General features: G+C 51.8%; 18 protein-coding genes. 15 read left to right on the top strand and 3 right to left on the bottom strand.

Going from position 1 to position 19,461, the window contains the following annotated elements; all coding sequences use genetic code 11:
* Positions 1-11: 11 nt before the first annotated feature.
* The 3 genes from BLW29_RS11115 to BLW29_RS11105 all read right to left on the bottom strand — a co-directional run bounded on the left by BLW29_RS11115 (position 12) and on the right by BLW29_RS11105 (position 2,755).
* Positions 12-905 carry an ABC transporter permease gene (locus BLW29_RS11115; protein ID WP_090979383.1) on the bottom strand — a complete coding sequence of 298 codons (894 nt, stop codon included), beginning with the start codon at positions 903-905 and terminating at the stop codon, positions 12-14.
* An 8-nt stretch (positions 906-913) separates the two neighbouring features.
* Positions 914-1,690: an ABC transporter ATP-binding protein gene (locus tag BLW29_RS11110; RefSeq protein ID WP_177186583.1), complete on the bottom strand. Its 777-nt coding sequence runs from the start codon at positions 1,688-1,690 to the stop codon at positions 914-916.
* Positions 1,691-1,762: 72 nt separating this feature from the next.
* Positions 1,763-2,755 carry an ABC transporter substrate-binding protein gene (locus BLW29_RS11105; protein WP_090979661.1) on the bottom strand — a complete coding sequence of 331 codons (993 nt, stop codon included), beginning with the start codon at positions 2,753-2,755 and terminating at the stop codon, positions 1,763-1,765.
* A 214-nt stretch (positions 2,756-2,969) separates the two neighbouring features.
* Between BLW29_RS11105 and BLW29_RS11100 the strand changes: the two genes are divergently transcribed.
* The 15 genes from BLW29_RS11100 to BLW29_RS11030 all read left to right on the top strand — a co-directional run bounded on the left by BLW29_RS11100 (position 2,970) and on the right by BLW29_RS11030 (position 19,365).
* Positions 2,970-4,598, top strand: a complete 1,629-nt coding sequence (locus tag BLW29_RS11100) for a stalk domain-containing protein (RefSeq protein WP_090979379.1) — start codon at positions 2,970-2,972, stop codon at positions 4,596-4,598.
* A gap of 32 nt (positions 4,599-4,630) precedes the next feature.
* A complete protein-coding gene (locus BLW29_RS11095; RefSeq protein ID WP_090979377.1) occupies positions 4,631-5,176 on the top strand; it encodes a histidine phosphatase family protein in 546 nt (181 codons plus the stop codon).
* A 144-nt stretch (positions 5,177-5,320) separates the two neighbouring features.
* Entirely contained in the window at positions 5,321-6,100 is a 780-nt protein-coding gene (locus BLW29_RS11090; RefSeq protein WP_090979375.1) for a phosphotransferase family protein, read from the top strand.
* Between the two features lie 39 nt (positions 6,101-6,139).
* Positions 6,140-6,523: a hypothetical protein gene (locus BLW29_RS11085; RefSeq protein WP_090979374.1), complete on the top strand. Its 384-nt coding sequence runs from the start codon at positions 6,140-6,142 to the stop codon at positions 6,521-6,523.
* A 249-nt stretch (positions 6,524-6,772) separates the two neighbouring features.
* Positions 6,773-8,341 carry a hypothetical protein gene (locus BLW29_RS11080; RefSeq protein WP_090979372.1) on the top strand — a complete coding sequence of 523 codons (1,569 nt, stop codon included), beginning with the start codon at positions 6,773-6,775 and terminating at the stop codon, positions 8,339-8,341.
* 172 nt (positions 8,342-8,513) lie between these two features.
* Positions 8,514-10,379 carry a 3D-(3,5/4)-trihydroxycyclohexane-1,2-dione acylhydrolase (decyclizing) gene (gene iolD / locus BLW29_RS11075; RefSeq protein WP_090979371.1) on the top strand — a complete coding sequence of 622 codons (1,866 nt, stop codon included), beginning with the start codon at positions 8,514-8,516 and terminating at the stop codon, positions 10,377-10,379.
* An 18-nt stretch (positions 10,380-10,397) separates the two neighbouring features.
* A complete protein-coding gene (iolE, locus tag BLW29_RS11070) occupies positions 10,398-11,306 on the top strand; it encodes a myo-inosose-2 dehydratase (RefSeq protein ID WP_090979369.1) in 909 nt (302 codons plus the stop codon).
* Positions 11,307-11,314: 8 nt separating this feature from the next.
* On the top strand, positions 11,315-12,325 hold the full coding sequence (gene iolC, locus BLW29_RS11065) for a 5-dehydro-2-deoxygluconokinase (RefSeq protein WP_090979367.1): 1,011 nt from the start codon (positions 11,315-11,317) through the stop codon (positions 12,323-12,325).
* Positions 12,326-12,367: 42 nt separating this feature from the next.
* Entirely contained in the window at positions 12,368-13,813 is a 1,446-nt protein-coding gene (locus tag BLW29_RS11060; protein WP_090979365.1) for a CoA-acylating methylmalonate-semialdehyde dehydrogenase, read from the top strand.
* A gap of 22 nt (positions 13,814-13,835) precedes the next feature.
* Complete coding sequence (iolG, locus tag BLW29_RS11055) at positions 13,836-14,879, top strand: inositol 2-dehydrogenase (RefSeq protein WP_090979659.1); 1,044 nt, start codon at positions 13,836-13,838, stop codon at positions 14,877-14,879.
* Positions 14,880-14,897: 18 nt separating this feature from the next.
* On the top strand, positions 14,898-15,719 hold the full coding sequence (iolB, locus tag BLW29_RS11050; RefSeq protein WP_090979363.1) for a 5-deoxy-glucuronate isomerase: 822 nt from the start codon (positions 14,898-14,900) through the stop codon (positions 15,717-15,719).
* A gap of 39 nt (positions 15,720-15,758) precedes the next feature.
* On the top strand, positions 15,759-16,775 hold the full coding sequence (locus BLW29_RS11045) for a LacI family DNA-binding transcriptional regulator (protein WP_090979361.1): 1,017 nt from the start codon (positions 15,759-15,761) through the stop codon (positions 16,773-16,775).
* 128 nt (positions 16,776-16,903) lie between these two features.
* The gene (locus tag BLW29_RS11040) at positions 16,904-17,833 is read left to right on the top strand and encodes an aldo/keto reductase (RefSeq protein WP_090979359.1); all 930 of its coding nucleotides are present in this window, start codon (positions 16,904-16,906) and stop codon (positions 17,831-17,833) included.
* On the top strand, positions 17,830-18,606 hold the full coding sequence (locus BLW29_RS11035) for a sugar phosphate isomerase/epimerase family protein (protein WP_090979357.1): 777 nt from the start codon (positions 17,830-17,832) through the stop codon (positions 18,604-18,606). The genes BLW29_RS11040 and BLW29_RS11035 overlap by 4 nt, the downstream gene beginning before the upstream one ends.
* A gap of 48 nt (positions 18,607-18,654) precedes the next feature.
* On the top strand, positions 18,655-19,365 hold the full coding sequence (locus BLW29_RS11030) for a glycerophosphodiester phosphodiesterase (RefSeq protein WP_090979355.1): 711 nt from the start codon (positions 18,655-18,657) through the stop codon (positions 19,363-19,365).
* Positions 19,366-19,461 lie beyond the last annotated feature (96 nt).

Raw genomic sequence — 19,461 nt, 5'->3', positions numbered from 1 at the left:
ACACTGTCTCCTTATCGCCTTCTCTTTCTAATTCTAGACTCAATGGCCGCTACAATTTGGTACATGAACGTTGCGAAAGCCGCAATGATAAACAAGCTCGCGAGAACGAGTGTAAAGTTAAACACTTGAAAACCGTAAATAATTAAATAGCCCAGCCCTTCCTTGGCTACCAGGAATTCGCCTACAATAACCCCGACCCAAGCCAAGCCGACATTCACTTTAAGCGTCGATACGATAGCGGGGAAGGAAGCGGGCAGAATAACTTTGCTGTACGATTGCGTTTTGGTCGCGCCGAATACGTTCACGACTTTCACATAGTTGGCGTCGACCTCCTGGAAGGCGTTATAGATGACAAGCGTGGTGATGATGACGGTAATCGAGAGTATCGTTGCGATGATGGAGAGGATGCCGGAGCCAAGCGCCACGATGAACAGAGGACCGAGCGCTACCTTGGGTAAGGAGTTAAGCACGACAAGATACGGATCAAGTACGCGTGCCAGAAAAGGACTCCACCAAATAATCGTTGCAATCAACAAGCCGCATAACGTACCAAGTGCAAAACCTGCCGCTGTTTCCGCTACCGTAACCCCGATATGAGGCAGCAGCGAGCCGTCCATTGCTTTTGTGTACAGCAGATTGAAGATTTTGCTGGGATAACTGAACAAGAAGACGTCGATTAACCTCGTTCTCCCCGCATACTCCCAGGAGCCGAGGAAGAGGGCAAGCAGCAATACTTGCGTAATATGAACAACAAGCTTTTCTTTATTTCTTGCTTGTTTGAAGGCCTTATAGATGAGCTGCGGATCGACATTGCTCCGCGGTTCTTTGTGTTGTTCTGTTCCAGACTGCACTGTTCCAGACAGTTCCGCCTCAGACGGTTCTTTCCCAAACTTGTCGTTCCCCATAGGTGTGTTCATCTCCTTCTCTCTGTCGATTCGAACTCCTTCCGCACCATACGAAACCACTCCTGAAACCCGTCTTGCTCACGCGCGGCAATAGGCGTCATCTCCGCCAAATACTCCGGGATGGTGATTTCGCTCTTAATTCGTCCCGGGTTAGGCGCTAGCACAATCACCCTGTCGCTCATCGCGATGGCCTCGGCAATATCGTGGGTAACGAGCAGCGAAGTTTTACGGCGAGCTTTAAGGGTGTGGGAGATCAAGTTCTCGAGCTGCAGCTTCGTTTGAAAATCCAGTGACGAGAACGGTTCATCCAGAAATAAAATATCCGGTTCGGTAGCCAGCGTACGCGCAAGCGCTGCACGCTGCCGCATACCGCCAGACAACTCTCCGGGATACTTGCCAGCTGACCCGCCAAGCCCCAGCTCATCGAGCAGATGAAGCGCGAACTCCTTCTTCTCGCGAGTGAGCTTACCCATGATTTCCAGACCAATCGTCACATTCTCGCGAATCGTCCGCCACGGAAACAGAAAGTCCTGCTGCAGCATATAACCGATCTTCGACGTCGGACCGGTAACGGGCTGCCCGAGTATGGAGACCTCTCCTTCGGTTGGCAGAATTAAGCCCGCGATGATGGAGAGCAGCGTTGTTTTGCCGCAGCCGCTTGGGCCGACGAGGGAGACGAATTCACCGCTTCTGACCGTTAATTCAATCTGATCCAGAGCCAGCGTTGCACCCTTCTCATTGACGTACACATGCGTAACATCTTTTACTTCCACAACAGGAATCAAAGCGGTCACTCCTTCCATACGCTTGAAGAGGCCGCACGCTGGCGGCCATCCTTCAAGTCCTTCAAGTGCTCGTTACTTCACATTCTTGATCGCTTTCTCTGCAAACGTATTGTTTACCAGCTTGCCGAATTCCGCAGGACCATCCAGTTCGCCGGCCGATTTCATCACATCCTGCAAATTCGCCCACTCGGTTTCGTCGATGATTGGATCAGTAGCATAGGAGCCTTGATCTTTGTACCGTTTCACAACGCCGCGGATCAGCTCAATGTCTGTGTCCGGGAAGAATGGAGCAACAGCATCAGCGATTTCATTTACACTATGCTCTTGCACCCACTTTTGTCCTTTATGGACGGCATTCGTGAACTTCTGTACGGTACCCGGATTGTCATCGAGGTAGCTTTGTTTGGTCATGAACACGGTATAAGGCAGATGACCGCTCTCCGTTCCGAATGAAGCAACCACATATCCTTTGCCTTGCTGCTCAATCATGGTAGCCGATGGCTCGAAGAGCTGAACATAGTCGCCCGTGCCCGATGTGAAGGCAGGAACGATGTTGGCAAATTCCACATTTTGAATGAGTTCCAGATCATTCTGAGGGTTGATGCCGTGTTTCTTGAGCGTAAATTCACCGGCCATTTGCGGCATGCCGCCTTTGCGCTGCCCGAGGAATTTGGACCCTTTCAGCATGTTCCAATCGAAATTGTCGACCTTGGAGCGGGAAATAAGGAAGGTCCCGTCGGTTTGCGTTAATTGGGCGAAATTAATGACCGGATCTTCCGAGCCTTGCAGCGAGACATAAATGGATGTCTCGGACCCTACCAGTGCCACGTCAATGTTGTTGCTGAGCAGTGCCGTCATCGTTTTATCTCCGCCAGGCGTCGTGGTCAATTCTACGTCCAGACCTTCATCTTTGAAGAATCCATTCGTAATCGCGACATATTGCGGTGCATAGAAGATAGAACGTGTGACTTCGCCGATTCGAACCTTGGTCGGTTCCGACTTCTTCCCACCGCAGCCTGCCAGCAGCAGCGCTAAGCTGATTACAATGAACGAAAGTCTCATCATGTTTCTTTTCAAGAAAACCCCTCCATAGACTTTCTGCACTACACGCCGGGGGCAGCCTGCCGCGCAGAAGAAATAAGTATGTTCACATGCTATGCGGGCGCCCAGAAACGGTGCGTATAAATGGCAAGGATTGGATTGTTTATGGAAGGGAATGGACGGTTAGTGTCGAATTATGGGATATAAGGTGACATCATTTTAAGGGGATGAATGGAGAATGAGTAGACAGAATCAAGCCGGAAGGTTGTCGGTGCTTACCCTGGTGTGGACAACGATATTCCTTCTAGCGGCCGTAATACAAGCACCGGTCAGCGCATCAGCAGCATCAGCAGCACCGGCAGCACAGAAGAGTGCAGCGCCGACTATTACGGTGGTCATTGACGGTAAGCCGCTGCAATTATCAGCAGCTCCGCTTATGTATAAAGGCAGCTTATTGCTGCCGATGAAGTCGATATTGGATGCGCTTGGCGTCAAGGCGGCGGTACAGCTGGGAAGAATCGATATGACGCGGGGATCGACGAAATGGACTATTCGTTTGAATACTACAATGCTCCAAACATCCAATCAGAACATTCGTTTAAGCCAGGCGCCGATTATTCTAAATGGACGTATTTACGTCTCGGCAAGGCTGGTTGCGATCGTGAGCGGGAAGAACGTGAACTACGATACCAAGCAGAAGAAGGTTGTTATCGGGTATAGTGAGGCCGATCTGAAAGTCTTTCAGCGTACGTTGTTTGAAGCAGCCATGAGTGGCGATGCAGTGACGATCGAGCGGATGCTGGATCGAGGCGTTGACCCGAATTTGAAGCTGGTCAACATGTTTGGGGATAATGTTCCGATTGAGTATGCGGTGATGAAGAGCAGTACGGAGGGGACGCGAGCGCTGCTGGAGCATGGCGCAGATGTCAAGTTGTCATCGCGGGACTTGGTTTCGGAGGCGATATTGAACCAAAATGCTGATCTGCTAGACTTGCTATTGTCGCATGGCTATGACGCGAATAAAACAAACCGCGATGGTTACTCCTATTTGGAATCCGCTTCAGGCGTAATCGGCCGTTCCAGTAATGGGAGTAACTATGTGAATCAATATCCGAAGGCAGAGATCGTTCAGACGCTGCTCGCGCACGGCGCTGATCCGGGACTCGATAGCTCCTTGTATACAGCTGTGCAGTGGTCCAGCTACCCAATTGCGCAACTGCTGCTCAAGGCAGGTGCTGATCCCTACAAAGAAAATCGGTTTCATGATACTCCCTACAAAATGGCTGTTTCTCGCGGCACGACCAAATGGTTAGTTGTTCAGGATAAACAGCCGGTAATTCCGGAGCTGCGCATCATGGATGCACAGGGAGTGCCGGTTGAGAGCGGCACCATCTTTATTCAGTCCGCGGAAGGCAGATACGACCTGGATCGCTGGGTAAACTGGGAAGGACGCACAGCTTATGCGGAATTACCTGATGGTAACTATAATATTGTAAGTGCTAGGACTTATCGCACGACCAGTGTACTGAACAAGCCGATTCGTGTGCAGAATGGCCAGTTTGAGAGCGCAACGCTCCAACTGCAGAAGCCGAATGTGACCGGAACCGCTAGTTTCGAGAATGCCTCCGTCAATCGTTCCGGCCAGTTGAACATCTATAACGACCGTAACAGCTACATTTGCGACGTTGTTCTGAATAATGGGAAATTCGAGCTCTCCCTGCCGCCGGGAACGTACAGCTTCGGCCAATATTTTGACTTCAACGGCGACACCTATGCGGCCAAAGGAACAATATCCGTTCCTGCGGAAGGCTCCATCTCAGCCAATGTGACTGTGTCGGCTACGAAGTACGTGTATCCGCAGGGGTAACTAGTAATATTCAACAGGAAACGAGGATGCCTATGAACATATTCGCTGTGAGGCACGGTCAAACCGAGTGGAATGTAGCGCGCCGCATCTGTGGAATCTCAGACATTGCCTTGACGAGTCGAGGCATAGAGCAAGCAAGAACGTTAGCCGCTAGCATGGGAGAAGTGAAGATCGATCTCATTCTTTCATCTCCGCTCATTAGAGCAAGACATACTGCTGAGATTCTCTCTGATGCGCTAGGAGTAGCTTATGTCGTGGATGATAGACTGAGGGAGCAGAATTATGGCAAATACGAGGGAGTTATGCGTGATGACGCTGGTTTCCTTGAGGCCAAGAAACATTTTCCGAGCAAGCTATCAGGTGGAGAATCCGTATTGCAGGTGGCGCAACGCGTTTATAATGTATTGGATGAAATCATAGAGAAGTATAAAGGCCAGCATGTATTGCTGGTCTCTCATGGCGGAATTTGCAGGGTCATTCATTCTTATTTCCATGAACAATCAAATGAAGAATACTATAACTTTCACACCGGCAATTGTGAGCTTAGGTCATACGAAGTGAAAGTGAGCGAGGTTTAGCTGAAGATCATCATTATGTGCCGCATTGCGCTAAGAGAGACACTCTTATGCCGATGCGGCTTTTTCTTTGGAAGAAATTTATCGCCACTGCTTCATGATATGGGATACAATACCAATTACGATGTCTTAGTGAGGTGCGCCAAAATGAAAATAGGCAAACAGGTTGGAAGAGGTAATACAGCAGATGTCTATGAGTGGGGCGAGCATGAGGTGATTAAATTGTTTCATCATGCCCATGAAGCACCGAAGGAAGCGAAGAATGCGGCAATCATTGCTCGTTTAGCGATACGGACGCCGCGGTTCGGCGGACTTATGGAGTATGAAGGCCGCTCCGGCATCGTCTATGAGCGAATCAACGCGCCTTCCATGATGAGCAGGATTGAGCCCAATAGAGAGAGCGTTACCCACTATGCGAAAATGTTGGCGGAGCTCCAATTTCAGCTTCATGAACGGAAGGTTGATTTTACACCGAATCTGAAGGAGGAGCTGCTGAAACATACGATGGCGGCCGCTGAAATTTCGGATCGTCAGAGGGATCACATTATTGCTGTGCTTCGGCAATTACCGGACGGGCAGGCATTATGCCACTATGATTTTCACCCGGGTAACATTCTCATGGCAGACGACGGCCCCGTCATCATCGACTGGATGAATGTCCTAATTGGCGACAAGGCCGCGGATGTGAGCCGAACCTTGATGATGCTGGCATCGAGCTCTTTACCACCGGATGCGCCTAGCTGGCTGCGTGAGGGACGGAAGCTGTTTCACGAGGTTTATCGCGATGAATACATAGCTTTAAGTGGCGTCGATGCAGCTGAACTGGAGGCGTGGAAGCTTCCTACATTAGCCGTTCGCATCCACGAGATGGCTGGCAAAGAACAAGAAGAAATTATTGAACTGCTGCAAGATGAATGGAAGGAATAAATGCTACTTGAACAATAATAATTGGTTAGGAGAAGCAGCATGACAGCAAAGAAGCTCACTGTGCTAGCAGGATTAATGTTTATTATGGGATGTTCATCCCCCAAGTTCGTTCAGCCAGATTCTCCGGAACATGTAGCTATACTCGTGAAGCAGGCAATCGATCATCAGGACTTGCAGCAGTTGAATGTCTACTTGTCGGATGCCATGAAGGGAACCTTGTCAGAGGTTGATATGAGTCAATTAAAGGACTTCTCCGCGACCGGAGCCGAGCTTCGAACGTATAGCTTTCTAAGGATGGAAGATGAGATTCTACTGCTGGATATCGTGAAAGACCCGGATTCAAACATGTACAAGGTACAAGATATTATTCATGTGCCGGAAGAGAGCAGGACGATGTTTGATCAAACTGCACCGTTAAAATAAATCAATAGAATGAGAGTGATACTAGAAAGGAAAAGGGAGGCCTCTGGTATCGCTCTATTGTTGTGCCCAAACAATAAAAAAGTGTAAATTTTCAAAAAGTTATTCCATTATTCAGAAATGATGGTAAATTAGTAATATGCATTTCTGGTATCGATACCAGAAATGATTTAGATGCTTTTTCTGATAGAGGGAATGAAGGCGATCATGAATCACTTTATACGATGAATATCAATGATCACGGAGGTAGACATGAATCATTCGATGGGTAACGGTTGTATCAGCCGGGATGTTCTGGAGGGCTTTCTGTCCAGGGCGGTTACGGCCGCAGATTTGGTCAACAGCGAAACGTTAAGTGATGATTTAAGGATGATCAAGAACATCGGGGCAAAGTTTCTGGGACGCGCTTCGGGCGTGTGGCTGCTGGAAGCGGATGACGGTGAGCATTTCCGGAAGTCTAAGACGCTTGCTGAGCGTGTACACGAAGTGGACCCGGACATTATGCTGCAAACCTGCATCTTCGAAGCTGTATTCCCGGATGTCGAGAAGATCAAGATTCCGGATTGGGTGTTCAAAGCCTTCCAGTTACCGGCCGAGGATCGCAATTTCCGTATCGCGGATATGCTGTTTGACGAGAACCCGCAAGGCTTCGTCTGGGACGATGGCGGCGGGATTCCCAACATGAACAAGCTTGAGACACAGTTCTGGTTCTATTACCGGGCGGTTAACTATATCGATGCGGGCTATGAAGCGATTCATATGGGGCAGATTCACCTGTACACTGCTGAAGACTTCGGGCTCAAGAAGACGATCGCCTTATTTCAAATGATACGGGACTATGCAAGCGAACACGCTAGACGAGGCATTGTACTGCTTGATGCACATACGCATGGCGTGAACATTGAGGGCAAGCTTCTGTTTGATTTTCATTCCATGCCATACTCCCGGATGCCGATTCTAGACGTACCGTGCGACAAGCTCGCGCTGGTGCAAGAAGGCTTCAGTGAAGGCGGCATGACGCCAAGCGGCTGGAGCTGCGATTCGTTACCGATGCTGATGGAGCTTGATAATTGGGGCGGCAAATTCTTCGATGAGCAGGCCAACATCCCTAATGAACGCAGAGCATGGACGGAATGGTGGGGCTACGATCAGATTGCTTGGTTCGCATCGCAGGATGATGAGAGTCGCAACCGTTTTCTTGAATACGCCTTCAAATGGACGGCTGTAAACAATGTCAACGCGTATTTGCAGATGCCGATTCGAAGAACGCTCGGCAGTTATCATGTTCCAATGCCGACCGGCAGCGCCGGTGAAGAACTGTCGAATTGCTATCAGGCGAATCAAGCTGGCGAAGGCTGTCCGCTCGGATTCGGACAGGAAGAGAAGATCAGATCGCTGTGGCAAGCCGAACAGAATCTTAGGCACAGAGCAGGCAATCCGCTGCCGAACACCTCCTATGGGGCGGACGACAGCTATGATCCCGAGACAGGAATCAAACTTCCGGCTCGCGTCATCTTGTACGGAAGCTTCCAGCATCATGTAGGCGCGTTCAGTCATGACTCCAATAGCGAAACAACGCGAATGTACTACATCGGCAATGGCATCTACCGGCGCGCCTTTGTTATGCCGTTCAAGGGTACTTACACCTATGCCGTTGCACCTTACGGAACGTTATCGCAAACGTATTCGATTGACGAATATCCGCGGAGCGGGTCTTCGACGAAAGCGACTATGAACATCGAGCAGGATAACACCGTTATTGAATTTATCTTTGACTTCATGAAACGAAGCCTCAAGGTACAAGTGATCGAAGGGTTGTAATTGGTTAGGGGCCAAATGACAGGATTCGCCAAAAACAGCTATTGAGATTTGCAATCTTTTTTCGTAAAATAAGTTAAGCGCTTAATCTACTGTGGAATAGTAAGAAGAGCGTTATTTTTATGCCACAAGGTATAGCGCTTAACCTACTTAATCTAAGGAGGAGTCAAGCATAATGAATACAGTTCGGCTTACGATGTCGCAAGCGCTGCTGCGATTTCTGGATCAGCAATACATCTCGGTGGACGGCGAGGAAACGAAGTTCGTTAAGGGCGTTATGGGTATCTTCGGTCATGGCAACGTAACCGGGATTGGGGAAGCCTTGGAGCACAGCGCAGGTGAACTGGTTTACATACAAGGCAAGAATGAGCAGGGCATGGTTCATGCCGCCGCTGCATTCGCGAAGCAAAGCAATCGCAAACAGATTTATGCCTGCACGTCCTCAATCGGACCAGGGGCTTTGAATATGATTACGGCGGCCGCGACGGCAACCGTAAACCGCATCCCGGTACTGCTGCTGCCGGGTGATAATTTCGCCAGCAGACAGCCGGATCCGGTGCTGCAACAACTTGAAGTTGTAAGCGATTACACCATTTCCGCCAATGAGCCGTTTAAATCGGTCAGCAAGTATTGGGATCGCATCGTGAGACCGGAGCAATTGATGACGGCTGCGGTGCAGGCGATGCGCGTATTGACCGATCCGGCTGAGACCGGCGCGGTGACGCTGGCTCTGCCACAGGATGTACAGGCGGAAGCCTATGATTATCCGATCCATTTCTTTGACCGAAAGGTGCATTATTTGGATCGTCGTCCACCGGTGCCGGATGCGATTAAGCGCGCGGTGAAGCTCATGGCAGGCAAGAAGAAGCCGCTGATTATCGCCGGGGGCGGGGTATTGTACTCTTCTGCATCGAGTGAACTTGCTGCATTCGCCGAGGCTTACCATATCCCGGTTGCCGAAACACAAGCAGGGAAGAGCTCGTTATCTTGGAACCACCCGCTAAACGTAGGCGCGATAGGAGTTACAGGCGCTCTGGCCGCAAACAAGATCGCGCAAGAAGCCGATCTCATCATCGGCGTTGGCACGCGGTATTCCGATTTCACGACGGCTTCCAAATCCGCCTTCGGTCATCCGGATGTGCAATTCATTAACGTGAACGTCAGCGGATTCGATTCCTCCAAGCTGAACGGGGTAGCCATTACGGCGGATGCCAAAGAAGGTCTTATCGCGCTGCAAGCTGCACTCGAGGATATTCGCTACCGAAGCGAACATGATCTACAGGAAGTTAAGACGATCAAGCAAGTGTGGGATGACGAGGTCGATCGACTTTTTGCGATGGAGCATGAGCTTGGTTTGGCTCAGACCCGGGCACTCGGGGTCATTCAGGAGACGATCGCATCGAATTCGGTTATCGTATGCGCGGCGGGAAGTCTGCCTGGCGATCTTCACCGGGTTTGGCGTCCGACAGAACCGAAAACCTACCATATGGAATATGGCTTCTCCTGCATGGGGTACGAGATCGCCGGCGCATTCGGCGTCGCGCTGGCTGAACCGCACCGCGAAGTCTATGCGATTGTGGGAGACGGCGGGTATCTCATGCTTCACTCTGAGCTGGTGACGAGCCTGCAGGAAGGTCGCAAAATTACCGTACTGCTGTTCGACAACCACGGGTTCCAGTGCATCCACAATTTGCAGAGGAGCCAAGGCAGCGATGGCTTCGGGAACGAGTTCCGTTTCCGCTCGGCGGAGTCCGGTAAGCTGACCGGAACGTACATGCCAATCGACTTCGCGGCACATGCGCGCAGTCTTGGTGCGAAAGCCTACAAGGCGACTAACCCGCAAGAATTGAAGGAAGCGCTGCAGCTGGCGAAGCAAGAGACCGTGACGACGCTCATCGAGATTCCGGTTGTGCCGGGCACGAACACAGGCGGTTATGAGTCCTGGTGGAACGTTGCGGTTCCCGAGGTGTCAGAAAGCGATAACGTAATCAAAGCCGGCAAAGAAATGAACGCGAAGATCAGATCCATCCAACTCCTATAAGAGAGGGGCTGCGAGCCTATGAAACAGTTGCCATTCCGATTAGGGATTCATCCCATCAATTGGGTTGGAGAGGATGTCAAGGAGCACGGCGACGATACTTCGTTCGAGCGGATCGTCGATGACATCGTCGCGCTTGGTTTGACAGGAACGGAGATGGGGCGGAAGTTCCCGAGCGATCCAGAGGTACTGAAGAATGAGCTATCAAGGCGGGGGATCAGCTTGACGTCGCAGTGGAAGTCGGTGCTATTCTCCGATCCGGCGTACCGTGAAGAAGAGCTGAACGCTTATCGTAAGCATGTCGAGTTCTTGAAGGACATGGGAAGCACCGTGATCAGCACGTGCGAGGCGGGAGGATCGCTTCACTTCGATCCGCGGCGTTCTCCGAATGAGAAGGACGTGCAGCGTTTAAGCGATGAACAGTGGGCGTCGCTGGCTGAAGGCTTGAATGCTGCCGGAGCAATTGCCAAGGAGCTTGGGTTGAAATTGACCTATCATCATCACGGAGGAACGGTTGTGGAGCGGCCAGAAGAGATCGATCGGCTCATGGAGTTGACCGATCCGGAGCTCGTCTACCTGCTCTTCGACACGGGGCATGCCTATTACGGCGGAGCGGATCCGCTGACTGTGCTGCAGAAGCATTACGACCGGATCGCCTATGTTCATCTGAAGGATATTCGGCCTCAAATATTGGAGGAAGCAAGAGCAGAACAGGCGGACTTTATCACTTGCATCCGCAAAGGCGTGTTCACTGTTCCGGGCGATGGCTGCATTGATTTTGGACCGATTCTATCTGAACTGGTCAAACGTAATTATAAGGGATGGGCCTTGCTGGAGGGGGAACAAGATCCCGCGCTGCATCCGGCCTATGAATATGCGAGGAATGCGCTTCAGTACATCGAATCTCTGACTTCGGAAGAAAGAAGGTAATCCACGCCATGACTTATGTGTCTTTCAAGGCAGACAGAGCCTATGACTTCACGGCGATTGGACGTCTCTGCATCGATTTGAATGCGAATGAGATCAATCGCCCGATGGAAGAGACGATGACATTCACCAAATATGTCGGCGGTTCTCCTGCGAACATTACAATCGGGATGGCAAGACTCGGACGCCAAACGGCGTTTATCGGTAAAATCGCAAATGATCAGATGGGGCGCTTCATCCTCGATTATTTGCAGCGAACCGGGATCGAGACGGGGAATGTCGTGACCGATCGATCCGGTGCGGTGACCGGGCTGGCTTTAACCGAGATTAAGAGTCCTACCGATTGCAGTATTCTCATGTATCGCGACAACGTGGCCGATCTGCTGCTGGAAGCTGGGGAAGTCAGTGAGGCTTTGGTTGCGCAGTCGAAGATGCTCTTAATCTCAGGCACGGCGCTTGCGCAGAGTCCCTCGCGGGAAGCGGTATTCCAAGCGCTGCAGTACGCGAAGAAACACGGAACGGTTATCGCGTTCGATCTGGATTATCGCCCTTATACGTGGACTTCCAAGCAAGAAACAGCCGTTTACTATAATATGGCCGCAGCATATTGCGATATCATCCTGGGGACGCGCGAGGAGTTCGACATGATGGAGGTGTTCGAGCAAAATCCGGAGCACAGCGACAGCGTAACGGCCTCCAAATGGTTCGACGACAACGCAAAAATCGTCATTATCAAGCATGGCAAAGAGGGCTCGATCGCCTATACGACTGATAACAAGAGTCATAGAGCGAAGAGCTTCCCGGCTAAGGTTATCAAAACCTTCGGCGCAGGCGACTCCTATGCCGCCGGATTCCTGCATGGGATTATGCAGGGCTGGTCGCTTGAGCAGTGCATGGAGTTCGGCAGCGCGGCTGCCTGTATCGTTATTTCGAGCCATAGCTGTTCTGACGCCATGCCAACCGAGAGCCAAGTGCTCCAATATATCGAAGACTGCAATAACGGCAAAATAACAGCCTCATAGTCGTCGCTGACAGATTGTTGATTACGAAAGGGGAATTCGAGTATGACTGAATTGTTGAACAACTGGATCGGAGGCAGCTGGGTACCGTCCGCCTCTGCCGCACGCGAGAACGTCTATAACCCGGCAACGGAAGAAGTGCTGGCGCTGGTTCCGCTGTCTACCAAAGAAGACGTTGACCTTGCGGTGAGAACGGCCAAGGAAGCTTTCGCGGGATGGAGCCGGACGCCGGTTCCGCGCCGAGCTCGCATTTTATTCAAATATCAGCAGCTCTTGGTCGACAACTGGGAAGCGCTCGCCCGCCTAGTCACGCTCGAGAACGGCAAAAGCTACAGTGAAGCTTACGGCGAGGTGCAGCGTGGGATCGAATGCGTTGAATTCGCCGCAGGCGCCCCGACGTTGATGATGGGCAAACAGCTGCCTGACATTGCATCGAACCTCGAATCCGGCATGTATCGTTATCCCGTTGGCGTCGTTGCCGGGATTACGCCGTTTAACTTTCCGATGATGGTGCCATGCTGGATGTTCCCGCTCGCGATTGCCTGCGGCAATACGTTTGTCATGAAACCATCGGAACGTACGCCACTTCTGGCGAACCGTCTCGCGGAGCTGTTCACGGAAGCGGGCTTGCCGGATGGCGTCCTGAATATCGTTCATGGTGCGCATGATGTCGTGAATGGCATTCTGGAGCATCCGGATGTTACGGCCGTGTCGTTCGTCGGCTCCCAGCCGGTAGCGGAGTATGTGTACAAAATAGCTTCCGCGAACGGGAAGCGGGTTCAAGCGCTTGCCGGAGCGAAGAACCATTCCATCGTGATGCCGGACGCCGATCTGGAGTTGACGGTGAAGGAAATTGTCAATGCGGCATTCGGTTCCGCAGGCGAGCGCTGCATGGCTTGCTCCGTCGTAGTAGCTGTAGGCGAAGTTGCCGATACGCTCGTGAACAAGCTGGTCGAAGCAGCGGATCGCATCACGATCGGCAATGGCATGGAAGAGGGCGTTTTCCTCGGCCCTGTTATTCGCGGACCCCACAAAGAACGTACATTGAAGTACATCGAGCTTGGCGAGTCGGAAGGCGCGCTCTTGATTCGGGACGGACGCAAGGATGCGGCATCAACGGGTGAAGGTTATTTTGTCGGACCGACCTTGTTCGATGAAGTGCAATGCGGCATGAAAATTTGGGAAGACGAGATCTTCGCGCCGGTGCTGTCCATCGTGCGCGTGGCAACGCTGGAGGAAGCCATCGAAGTGGCCAATCGGTCGGATTTCGCCAACGGCGCATGTTTGTTTACGAAGAGCGGCGCTAACGTTCGTCAGTTCCGCGAAACCATCGATGCCGGCATGCTGGGCGTGAATCTCGGGGTTCCGGCTCCAATGGCATTCTTCCCGTTCTCCGGTTGGAAGAAGTCGTTCTACGGCGACTTGCATGCTAACGGCAGCGACGGTGTAGAGTTCTATACGCGCAAGAAAATGATCACTACCCGCTGGTAAGAGGAGGCCTATCGATATGGCGTTGGAGAAAATCAAGATCGGCATCATCGGAGCGGGCCGGATCGGCAAAATACATGCCGATAATCTGCTGCGGATGCCGCAAGTGGAAGTCATCGCGGTGAGCGATTTATTCGCAGGTCCTGAGCTAGAGGAATGGGCGGCGCTTCGAGACATTCCGTTAGTAACGAAGGACAGCGGGGCCATTATTGCCCATCCGGATATCGATGCCGTGTTCATCTGCTCCTCGACGGACACGCATGTCCCGCTCATTAAGCAAGCTGCACTGGCGGGCAAACATATCTTCTGCGAGAAACCTGTCAGTATGGACATCAGACAGACCCAGGAAGCTGTAGAGACCGCGAAGCAGGCTGGCGTGAAGCTGCAAATCGGGTTCAACCGGCGTTTCGACCATAACTTCAAGAGGATCAGCGAGCATGTGCAGAGCGGTACGATTGGAACCCCGCACATTGTCAAAATCACCTCGCGCGACCCCAATCCGCCGCATCAAGATTACATTCGGGTATCCGGCGGTATGTTCATGGATATGATGATCCATGATTTCGATATGGCACGTTACGTAACCGGTAGCGAAATCGAAGAGGTGTATGCACACGGCGGCGTGTTGATCGACCCTGTATTCGCGCAATATGGCGATGTCGATACGGCGATCGTAACGCTGAAGTTTGCGAGTGGAGCGATGGGAGTCATCGATAACAGCCGTCAGGCCGTATATGGATACGATCAACGCGTGGAGGTATTCGGTTCCAAAGGAGCGGCAGCCGTGACGAACGATTATCCGAATTCGGCGGAAATCAGTACGGCTGAAGGCGTGTTCCGCGATAAGCCGCTGCATTTCTTCTTGGAGCGGTATCAAGAGGCCTACAGAGAAGAGACGCGGATCTTTATCGATTGCATCCGAGAGGATCGGCCGGTTCCGGTCAGCGGTTCCGATGGCTTGCAGGCGGAGCTGGCTGCGCTGGCTGCCAAGTTATCCGTTATGCTTGCGCGTCCCGTTAAAGTCTCGGAAGCGATGCAGCTCGCGGAGCAGCATGCGATCCTTATCTAGGAGGGGAGATAGGCAACGATGTCGAATTTAATCATTGCGCCGGCTGATCATCCGGATCACGATGGCAGTATAATGAACATTACGCCGGAGTCGGCAGGTTGGAAGTATGTTGGATTTCAAGTCATCAAGTTAGAAGCAGGTCAAGCCTTCCGCCGTGATACCGGAGATCGAGAAGTGTGCCTTGTCCTTCTAAGCGGTAAAGCGGATGTGACAACGAGGTCGCATGAGTGGCTTGCGATTGGAAGCAGAATGAATATATTCGAACGAACAACGCCTTATTCGGTCTATGTACCGAATGACGATAACTACGAGATTCGCGCCGTAACGGATGTGGAGATGGCCATTTGTTCCGCTCCGGGCAATGGCAATCATGAAGCTCGGCTGATCAAGCCGGAGCAGGTCGGTGTGGAAACACGCGGCTATGGCAGCTTGGAGCGTCAAATTCATAACATTCTGCCTGAGCAGCAGTCGGCTGATAGCCTGCTTGTGGTGGAGGTGTTCACGCCTAACGGACATTGGTCCAGCTACCCGCCGCATAAGCATGATCAGGATGCGCTTCCGGCGGAATCACTGCTCGAGGAAACCTATTATTTCCGGATTCAGCAGGAGAAGGGGTTTGCGATCCAGCGCGTGTACACGGACGATCGCTCCTTGGACGAGACGCTGGTTGTCAAGGATGGGCAAGCAGTCATGGTGCCCAAAGGCTATCATCCGGTCTCCGCTCCGCCGGGATATGATTGTTATTATTTGAATGTAATGGCCGGTCCGGTACGTACGTGGAAGTTCCACAACGATCCGGACCATGAGTGGATCATGGTCAACCCGAACCCGAATCGTTAGTAAACGGTAAGAGGCATAGAAGCAGGAGGAGTTACTAGAGTGAAAGCAACGATTTACGACGTAGCACGAGAAGCCGGGGTTTCCATTGCGGCCGTCTCCCAAGTTATTAACGGGAAAGGGAAGATTAGCGAAGAGCGCCGAGCCTCTATTATCAGCGTCATGGAACAGCTGAATTATAAGCCGAGCCTCATCGCCTCCGCATTGACCGGCAAGAAAACGTATACGCTGGGGCTGCTCATTCCGGATATTTCCAACCCCTTCTTCGCCGAAATCGCCCGGGCTGTGGAAGACCAGGGAGATGTGCATGGCTACAGCTTGGTCATCTGCAGCACGGATAACAAAGACGAGCGAGTCGAACGGTATTTGAATTTGCTTCAACAAAAGAGTGTCGACGGTATCATTATCGGTACGGGGATCGATAGCGGGGAGCTGCTGGATAAGCTTCAGAAGAAGTCCATTCCATTCGCGCTGATCGCAAGGGAAATGCCTGGTCATGATCTGGCGACCGTCGTCGTTGACGATTATGAAGGCGGCCGAATGGCTGCTCGTCATTTGCTGGATTTAGGGCATACCCGAATGGCTGTGCTGGCTGAGCATCCGAAAGTAATGAGCTCGCAAGAACGGATTCGCGGCTTCCAAGACGAAGTCATCGAAGCTGGGTTACAGATCCCAGAGTACATGGTGAAAATGAGCGGTCATGACTTGGTTAGAGATGGCAGGCGCGGCGCTTCGGAGCTGCTTCGCTATGCGGATCGCCCAACAGCCGTGTTCTGCTGCAACGATCTGCTCGCCATCGGCGCGCTGCAAGCAGCGAAGGAGATGAGTGTTCGCGTTCCGGAGGAGCTGTCGATTGTCGGGTTTGACAATACGATATTGGCGACGGTTACTGATCCCCTGCTGACGACGGTTTCGCAGCCAACGGAGCAGATGGGTCAGCTTGTTGTAGACTTGGTTCTGAGTAAGAATAATGCGGGGAAACCCGGAGACTCGAAACGTATAGTGCTGAAGCCGGAGCTTGTTATTCGGCAATCTACCGGGAAACCAATCACTATCTAAGCGATGAAGCTGCCCGGTAGGGTTACAGTTAATGATTCAGTCGCAGCCCCATTCATGGGGCATACGACTTCGTTATGTGGTATCGCTACCAGAAAGTTCGACATAGCTGCACAAGGAGGGCCTACTCAATGAAGTTCATGGAAATCAATGGCGTTCGTCTGTCCCGGCTCATGATGGGAACCGGCGACTTAAGCAAGTTGAATGGAACGGACATGTTGGACACCTATGTTGCCGCAGGCGGAACAACGATTGATACCGCTCATCAATATCGACGTGCCGAGACCATCCTCGGGCAATGGATGACGGAGAAGGGAATCCGGAATCAGATGGTCATCATGACCAAAGGTGCCCACCACAATGACGGCAGCCCGGGGCCTCGCGTTAATGCGGAAGCGATACGCAAGGATTTGTTCGAAAGCCTTGATCGCTTGGAAACGAATTATATCGATTTGTATGCTCTTCATCGTGACGAGCCGGGAACGCCGGTCGGACCGATTATGGAGGAGCTGAACTTGCATCTTAGCGAAGGCCGGGTACGGGCCATCGGGGCTTCTAACTGGACGCATCATCGCATACAGGAAGCTAATGACTATGCAGAGGCGCATGGTTTGTCCGGTTTCATGTTCAGCAGCACGAATCTTGCTCTGGCTGCAGCGAATGAGCCGAGATGGGAAGGCTGCGTGTCGGCGGATGAACAAGCCAGCAAGTGGCATGAACGCAAGCAATTGCCGCTGCTTGCATGGTCTGCGCAAGCAGGTGGTTTCTTTACGGGATTATTCTCGCCGGAGGATCGATCCAATTCGGACATGGTTCGCGTCTATTATAACGAGGACAACTGGAAGCGCTATGAGCGAGCGAAGAAGCTGGCGGACAGCAAAGGCGTCACGGCTCTGCATATCGCCCTATCCTTTGTGCTCAATCGCCCGTTTCCTACCGGAGCGATTATTGGCCCGCGCAGCGATGCGGAGTTGATGGATTCCGTGAAAGCGATGGAAATCAATCTTACAGAAGCAGAGCAGGAATGGCTGGATCTGAAACGAGAGGAGCTTGTGGTATGAGAGAGAAACTAGCTGCGCAATTGTACACGCTCCGGAATGAGTTGAAGAAGGATTTCCCGGGCACGCTTCGCGAACTGAAGAAGATGGGCTGGCAGGCGGTGCAAATCGACGGTTTACATGGCAATGATCCGCGTGAAATCGCAGCGGTTATGAATGAGCTCGGCCTGCAAACCGCCGGGATGCATGTCGGCTTGGAGCGCATGAAGCATGATTTGCCGGCCGTGCTGGAAGAAGCCAGATTGTTCAAGACGAGAGATTTCATCTGTCACTCCTTGCCCGATGAGCTAATGAATCCGGAAGGGTATCGAAGCGTACGGGAAGCGCTGCGCCTTGTTGCAGCTCAAGTCCACTCCATGGGTTTTAGAGCCGGCTATCATAACCATGACTTTGAATTCCATACGTCCATGAACGGGCAATACGCGCTGGATTATGTGTTAGAGCTGGATCCCGAGAGTCCGGTCTATGCGGAGATTGATACGTATTGGGTCAAGAAAGCGAATGTGGATCCGCTCACGTACATCGAGCAATACGCCGGGCGTATGCCAATTCTCCACTTGAAAGATATGACCGCTGACGAACGGGGGTATTTTGCCGAGATTGGCAGCGGAATTATTGACTTTGTCCCGATCATTCGGTGGGGTGAAGCGAGCGGCGTAGAATGGTACGCTGTTGAGCAGGATTACTGCCCGGGCAGCCCGATGGACAGTCTGGCATTAAGCTTGGAGAACTTGCTTCGAATGGAGACGGAAATCAAACGGGCTGTGAATAATTAACCGTAGTCTGGCTTAGAGAGAACATCCAAGAGAAGGAGCCGATACTAGATGCGCAAACCATTAACCGCAGCCCATACGGGCTGCGGCATTCATCCGGATAATACGTTAGCTTCGTTCTTCGAAGCCATGGAGAGCGGTGCCCAAATCGCAGAAGTAGACGTGCTTGTGACGCTTGGAGGTACGGCAGTATTGCTGCATGATCATTCGCCGGCACTGCTGACCTGTACCTATGAGGAATTGAATGCCCCTGAAGTGAGGCAATCAATCTCTCCTATATATAGCGAGCATGAAATAGCGACACTGGAGCAGATTTTACGGGTATCAGATTCAAGTGGTATGCTGCTCAATCTGGATTTGAAATCAACCGACGCCATCGGTCCGACAGCTAAGCTGATTTATCAGTTCGCTGCGCAGAAGCGCGTCTTTATTACGGGGGCTTCCGAATCGATGACCGCGAGGTACCCCGATATTAGAGTAATGTACAACACGCCTGATGTTTGGACCGATGGGAAAGGCGAGCGCTATGTCGAGTTTGCGGATGCCGTATGCCGGAAAGCGCAAATAGGCGGCTATGCCGGTTTGAACATGGAGAGCTCGACATGTCGCCAAGAAGTAGTGGATCGTGCGCATGCCGCGGGACTGCTTGTATGGGTGTATACGGTGAACGAACCGCAAGAGATGAGACGGCTGATCGGAATAGGGGTAGATGCCATCACCACGAGGCAGCCAAGCCGACTGTTAAGTATTCATGAAGAGTAGAAAAACGTATAGCCAGATTCGAAATTAGTTGCTATAATGAAACCAATGGCAACGCTTACTTTCCGTTTTATTGGAAAGTAAATTTTTTAGCCGTTT

This window comes from Paenibacillus sp. CF384 (assembly GCF_900106745.1).
Taxonomy (GTDB): domain Bacteria; phylum Bacillota; class Bacilli; order Paenibacillales; family Paenibacillaceae; genus Paenibacillus_Z.
The sequence above is the reverse complement of the archived record's forward strand: the minus strand, read 5'-3'. Positions and strand labels throughout refer to the sequence as shown.

What these genes read in the sequence shown, in the direction of transcription:
- BLW29_RS11085 (WP_090979374.1), top strand. Translation starts at nt 6,140, where the DNA reads ATGACAGCAAAGAAGCTCACTGTGCTAGCAGGATTAATGTTTATTATG.
- iolE (WP_090979369.1), top strand. Translation starts at nt 10,398, where the DNA reads ATGAAACAGTTGCCATTCCGATTAGGGATTCATCCCATCAATTGGGTT.
- BLW29_RS11090 (WP_090979375.1), top strand. Translation starts at nt 5,321, where the DNA reads ATGAAAATAGGCAAACAGGTTGGAAGAGGTAATACAGCAGATGTCTAT.
- BLW29_RS11035 (WP_090979357.1), top strand. Translation starts at nt 17,830, where the DNA reads ATGAGAGAGAAACTAGCTGCGCAATTGTACACGCTCCGGAATGAGTTG.
- iolD (WP_090979371.1), top strand. Translation starts at nt 8,514, where the DNA reads ATGAATACAGTTCGGCTTACGATGTCGCAAGCGCTGCTGCGATTTCTG.
- BLW29_RS11080 (WP_090979372.1), top strand. Translation starts at nt 6,773, where the DNA reads ATGAATCATTCGATGGGTAACGGTTGTATCAGCCGGGATGTTCTGGAG.
- BLW29_RS11060 (WP_090979365.1), top strand. Translation starts at nt 12,368, where the DNA reads ATGACTGAATTGTTGAACAACTGGATCGGAGGCAGCTGGGTACCGTCC.
- BLW29_RS11095 (WP_090979377.1), top strand. Translation starts at nt 4,631, where the DNA reads ATGAACATATTCGCTGTGAGGCACGGTCAAACCGAGTGGAATGTAGCG.
- BLW29_RS11115 (WP_090979383.1), bottom strand. Translation starts at nt 905, where the DNA reads ATGGGGAACGACAAGTTTGGGAAAGAACCGTCTGAGGCGGAACTGTCT.
- BLW29_RS11100 (WP_090979379.1), top strand. Translation starts at nt 2,970, where the DNA reads ATGAGTAGACAGAATCAAGCCGGAAGGTTGTCGGTGCTTACCCTGGTG.
- BLW29_RS11105 (WP_090979661.1), bottom strand. Translation starts at nt 2,755, where the DNA reads ATGATGAGACTTTCGTTCATTGTAATCAGCTTAGCGCTGCTGCTGGCA.
- iolB (WP_090979363.1), top strand. Translation starts at nt 14,898, where the DNA reads ATGTCGAATTTAATCATTGCGCCGGCTGATCATCCGGATCACGATGGC.
- BLW29_RS11040 (WP_090979359.1), top strand. Translation starts at nt 16,904, where the DNA reads ATGAAGTTCATGGAAATCAATGGCGTTCGTCTGTCCCGGCTCATGATG.
- BLW29_RS11030 (WP_090979355.1), top strand. Translation starts at nt 18,655, where the DNA reads ATGCGCAAACCATTAACCGCAGCCCATACGGGCTGCGGCATTCATCCG.
- iolC (WP_090979367.1), top strand. Translation starts at nt 11,315, where the DNA reads ATGACTTATGTGTCTTTCAAGGCAGACAGAGCCTATGACTTCACGGCG.